Here is a 3,886-nt window from a genome sequence, read left to right as displayed (position 1 = left end):
ATGTTGGTTCGTCCAAAATCAAAACCCGCGCCTTGCGTATCAGCCCGCGTAAAATTTCAACAATCTGGCGATCTGCAATCTCAAGGGTTGCAGCCTGGGCATCCAGATCAAGTTTTACGGCAAGTTCCGCCACCAGTTTTACAACATCGTTACGCAGGGATTTGGCTGTAGCGCGCAGGCCAAGGCATATGTTTTCCAAAACGGACTGGTTCGGTAAAATGTGGGCTTCTTGCGGAACCAGATAAAGCCCCAGTGCCTGTGCCGCTGCCGGGGATGCATTGTTCAGGGTTTGGCCATTGATTTCGATGCTGCCTGACTCCGGGTTAACCAGACCGGCAATTGATTTCATCAATGTTGACTTGCCAGCACCATTGCCGCCTAACAAGGCATGAACCTGTCCAGGTAGCAGGGTAATATCAACCCCTTTTAAAACCGTTGTCCCGCCATATGATTTCCATATGTCGTTTACGCGGACGGCTGCGACGTCGTTATTGTTCCGTTCCATCCCTGCAACCTGTTCATTTGTTCTTATGTAAAACATGTGATCACATTGATGGATTGTCGTCAACCTGATTTATGGGGAGTGTTTATTGTGCGATGCAGTAATTTTTGACTAATTTGTTGAATTTTTGCCAGTTTTCACGAGAAAAAGAATTTTGAAATTGGAACAGTTGACGTGATCATTTGTTTAATGAATAATCAAATGAACAAATAACATGAAGCTGGGATGACGTTTATGGTGTCAGATAACACAGACTGGAGCTATGCCGACGCGGAAGAGGAAACCCTCACCCGCATCGCATGGTATTATTATAATGACGGTCTGACCCAGGGCGAAATTGGCGAGAAGCTGGGGCTTTCACGGATCAAGGTTTCCCGTCTGCTTGAAAGTGGGCGGCGCACCGGAATCATTCAGGTGCGCATTAATTCCCGCCATCAGGGATGCCTCGAATATGAGCAACGTCTGCAAGATCGCTGGGGTTTGCGTGAAGTGCGTGTGGTGCCTCATCTCGAGGATGGTGATCTTAGCGAGCGGCTGGGGCAGGCTGCGGCACAGTTTTTAATGCAACGCTTGCGCCCCGACGATCTGTTGGCGGTGGGCTGGGGGGCGACAGTCAGTCATACTATTCAGCGGCTTGGTCATATGGCCAATGAACGTAATGTTTCTCTGGTTAGTTTGACCGGCGGTGTCGCCACGTATGTTGATGGTATGCGTACGGCAAACTGGGGCAGCAGTGTCCATCTGGTGCCAGCACCTCTTGTCGTGTCCGATCAAAATGTCGCGTCTGCTCTTATGGCGGAGCCCGGCATTGCCGTTGTTCTGGAGATGGCGTTAAACGCGGCTTATCAGTTGGTTGGTATTGGCGAACTGAATGCCGATTCCACTGTTGTACGCAGTGGTTATATCACCCCGGGCGAGGTCGAACCGCTGCGGCGCAAGGGTGCTGTGGGCGATATTCTCTGTCAGTTCTTTGATGACAATGGCGATGCGCTTGATCTTCCCCTTCATCAGCGTGTGGTAGGGGCACGGCTTAATGCGTTGTCAAGTTCGGAAAATGTTATCGCCGCGGCGGGCGGGCTGTCCAAGGTTCGCGCCATTCAATCGGCCCTTAAAGGCAAATATGTCGACATCCTGATTACGGATGAAAAGACGGCCGAGAAATTGTTGGAGGAAAACTAGAATATGGCAAAAGGCGATTATCTTTTAGCCATCGATGCCGGAACCGGCAGTGGTCGGGCTGTGGTGTTTGATCAGGACGGGCGGCAACTGGGCGCAACCCAGCGCGAGTGGTGGCATAAAAGCGACCCTCGTTACCCAGGTTCGATGGATTTTGATGTTGAAGGCAATTGGGCGCTTTTGTGCGACTGTATTAAAGGTGCGCTTGATCAGGCCGGTATTACGGGTGCTGATATTGCCGCAGTCAGCGCCACCAGTATGCGCGAAGCCTTTGTGGCATTTGATCGCGATGGCATGGAAATCTGGGCTTGCGCCAATGTCGATGGGCGTGCGGTCGACCAGGTTCGCCAGTTAAAGGCTGATTTTCCCGGTGTCGAGCAGGACCTGTATCGCAAGACCGGGCAAACGTTTGCCCTGGGGGCTTTGCCGCGTTTGTTGTGGCTCAAGCAGCAAATGCCCGATATTTACGACCGTATTGATAAAATCTGTATGCTGTCGGACTGGGTCGTTGCCCGCCTTTCAGGTGTGATTGTTTCTGATCCGTCCAATGCCGGTACCACGGGCATTTTTGGTTTGCGTGAACGCGACTGGTTGCCTTCTGCCATGTCCCGTTTGGGCTTGCGTGATGATATCTTCCCTCAATCCTGCGAAACAGGAACCGCCGTTGGCACCGTTATGCCAAAGGCCAGTGCTGAAACCGGCCTGTCAACGGATGTCGTTGTTGTTGTGGGCGGCGGCGATTGCCAAATGGGCACTGTCGGCCTCGGGGTTACCGGGCTTGGTGATTGCGCGGTTATGGGCGGTACTTTCTGGCAGCAAATTGTAAATGTGGGCCCTGCATTAATTGATCCGGATATGAATGTGCGGATCAATCCCCACGTTATCGCGGGGCTTAATCAGGCCGAAGCGATCAGTTTCTTTGTTGGTGCCGTCATGCGCTGGTTTCGCGATACGTTTGGTCAGGAAGAACTGGCGCAGGTCAGCGATCCGGGGCAGGCCTATACGCTGCTGGAACAGAAATCTGCAAATGTCCCGTTGGGGGCGCATGGTGTTATTCCGGTCTTTTCCGATGTTATGCGCTATGGTGCCTGGTATCACGCGGCTCCATCGTTTCTAAATCTCAGTCTCGATCCTGAAAAATCAGGTAAGGCCGTAATGTTTCGCGCCTTGCAGGAAAATGCCTGTGTCGTGGCCGCACGCAATTTGCGGTCAATTTTTAATTTATCAGGTCAGACGCCCGATCATATTGTCTTTGCGGCGGGGGCGGCGAAAAGCTCGCACTGGGCGCAAATGCTGGCTGATGTTACCGGGCTTCGCGTGAAAACCCCGAAGGTAAAAGAAGCAACCGCGCTTGGTTGTGCGGCCGCTGCGGCAGTTGGTGGCGGGTTTTACAAAGATCTGGCTGGGCTGGGTCGTGAATGGGTGGTTTGGGATGGAGCCTTTGATCCCGATCCCGCCCTTAAATCCGATTATGATGCCATTGGCGATCGTTGGGCCGCTGCCTATGCTGCGCAGCTCTCTTTGGTCGATCAGGGTGTGACAACCTCAATGTGGAAAGCACCGGGGCTTTAGGTCTGATGGCTATCCCGTTTCCGTGTCTCTTATAAATTTTCATAACCACAGGAAAAACCATGCTCGTACAAATGGTTCATATCGATGTTAAAGAAGGCCATGTTGATGAATTCATCGAAGCCTTCCGGATCAATTACGAAGGATCGCGCAAGGAAGAAGGCAATTTGCGGTTTGATGTCCTGCGGGACCCGGAAAATCCTCATAAATTTACCATCTATGAAGTCTTCCGCGATGATGCCGCACTCGATATTCATCGGGGCACGGCACATTATAAGGAGTGTGTGCGCCTTATCGATCCCATTATTAACGGGCCGCGTACCAAAACGTTCTATAACGCTGAAATGGCTGACTATATATAGCCACTGCGTCTGTCTCTGTGCCGCTTTCGAAAAGCCTTTGCCTTTATCGGCAGGGGCTTTTTCTGTTTCATCCCGGCGAATCACCAGGTTTTCTTCTGGTACCGCACGGGTATTGAACGTGCTTTTTGGGCTTTGTATGCCTGTTTTGTGTTTTCATAAGGGTCATTGGTTGCGATTTTGTTGTGCCAGTTGCGATTAGTCATTCTTTCAGTTTCGCAGTTTTCGGCGGTTTTTTTAAAAAAACGTCACAAACGTGATTTTTGTTTAAAAAAGGTGT

4 protein-coding genes are annotated in these 3,886 nt (G+C 51.3%); 3 read left to right on the top strand and 1 reads right to left on the bottom strand.

Annotated elements, in window-relative coordinates:
• Positions 1-505: ATP-binding cassette domain-containing protein (locus THS27_RS25830; protein WP_139835761.1), on the bottom strand; the 505-nt coding region annotated here is incomplete at its 3' end.
• Between the two features lie 231 nt (positions 506-736).
• Between THS27_RS25830 and THS27_RS25825 the strand changes: the two genes are divergently transcribed.
• From THS27_RS25825 to THS27_RS25815, 3 genes are read left to right on the top strand one after another with little or no spacing between them, the layout of a single operon-like run.
• The gene (locus THS27_RS25825) at positions 737-1,681 is read left to right on the top strand and encodes a sugar-binding transcriptional regulator (protein ID WP_085595833.1); all 945 of its coding nucleotides are present in this window, start codon (positions 737-739) and stop codon (positions 1,679-1,681) included.
• A gap of 3 nt (positions 1,682-1,684) precedes the next feature.
• Positions 1,685-3,250, top strand: coding sequence for an autoinducer-2 kinase (gene lsrK / locus THS27_RS25820; protein ID WP_085595831.1), 1,566 nt, complete (start codon positions 1,685-1,687; stop codon positions 3,248-3,250).
• Between the two features lie 59 nt (positions 3,251-3,309).
• On the top strand, positions 3,310-3,609 hold the full coding sequence (locus tag THS27_RS25815; RefSeq protein WP_085595829.1) for an antibiotic biosynthesis monooxygenase: 300 nt from the start codon (positions 3,310-3,312) through the stop codon (positions 3,607-3,609).
• The last annotated feature ends 277 nt before the right edge of the window (positions 3,610-3,886 follow it).

The sequence above is a fragment of the Thalassospira sp. MCCC 1A01428 genome (assembly GCF_002115825.1).
Taxonomy (GTDB): domain Bacteria; phylum Pseudomonadota; class Alphaproteobacteria; order Rhodospirillales; family Thalassospiraceae; genus Thalassospira.
The sequence above is the reverse complement of the archived record's forward strand: the minus strand, read 5'-3'. Positions and strand labels throughout refer to the sequence as shown.

Bases quoted from the DNA above. Each gene is read 5' to 3' on its own strand.
- THS27_RS25825 (WP_085595833.1), top strand. From the start codon at position 737: ATGGTGTCAGATAACACAGACTGGAGCTATGCCGACGCGGAAGAGGAA.
- lsrK (WP_085595831.1), top strand. From the start codon at position 1,685: ATGGCAAAAGGCGATTATCTTTTAGCCATCGATGCCGGAACCGGCAGT.
- THS27_RS25815 (WP_085595829.1), top strand. From the start codon at position 3,310: ATGCTCGTACAAATGGTTCATATCGATGTTAAAGAAGGCCATGTTGAT.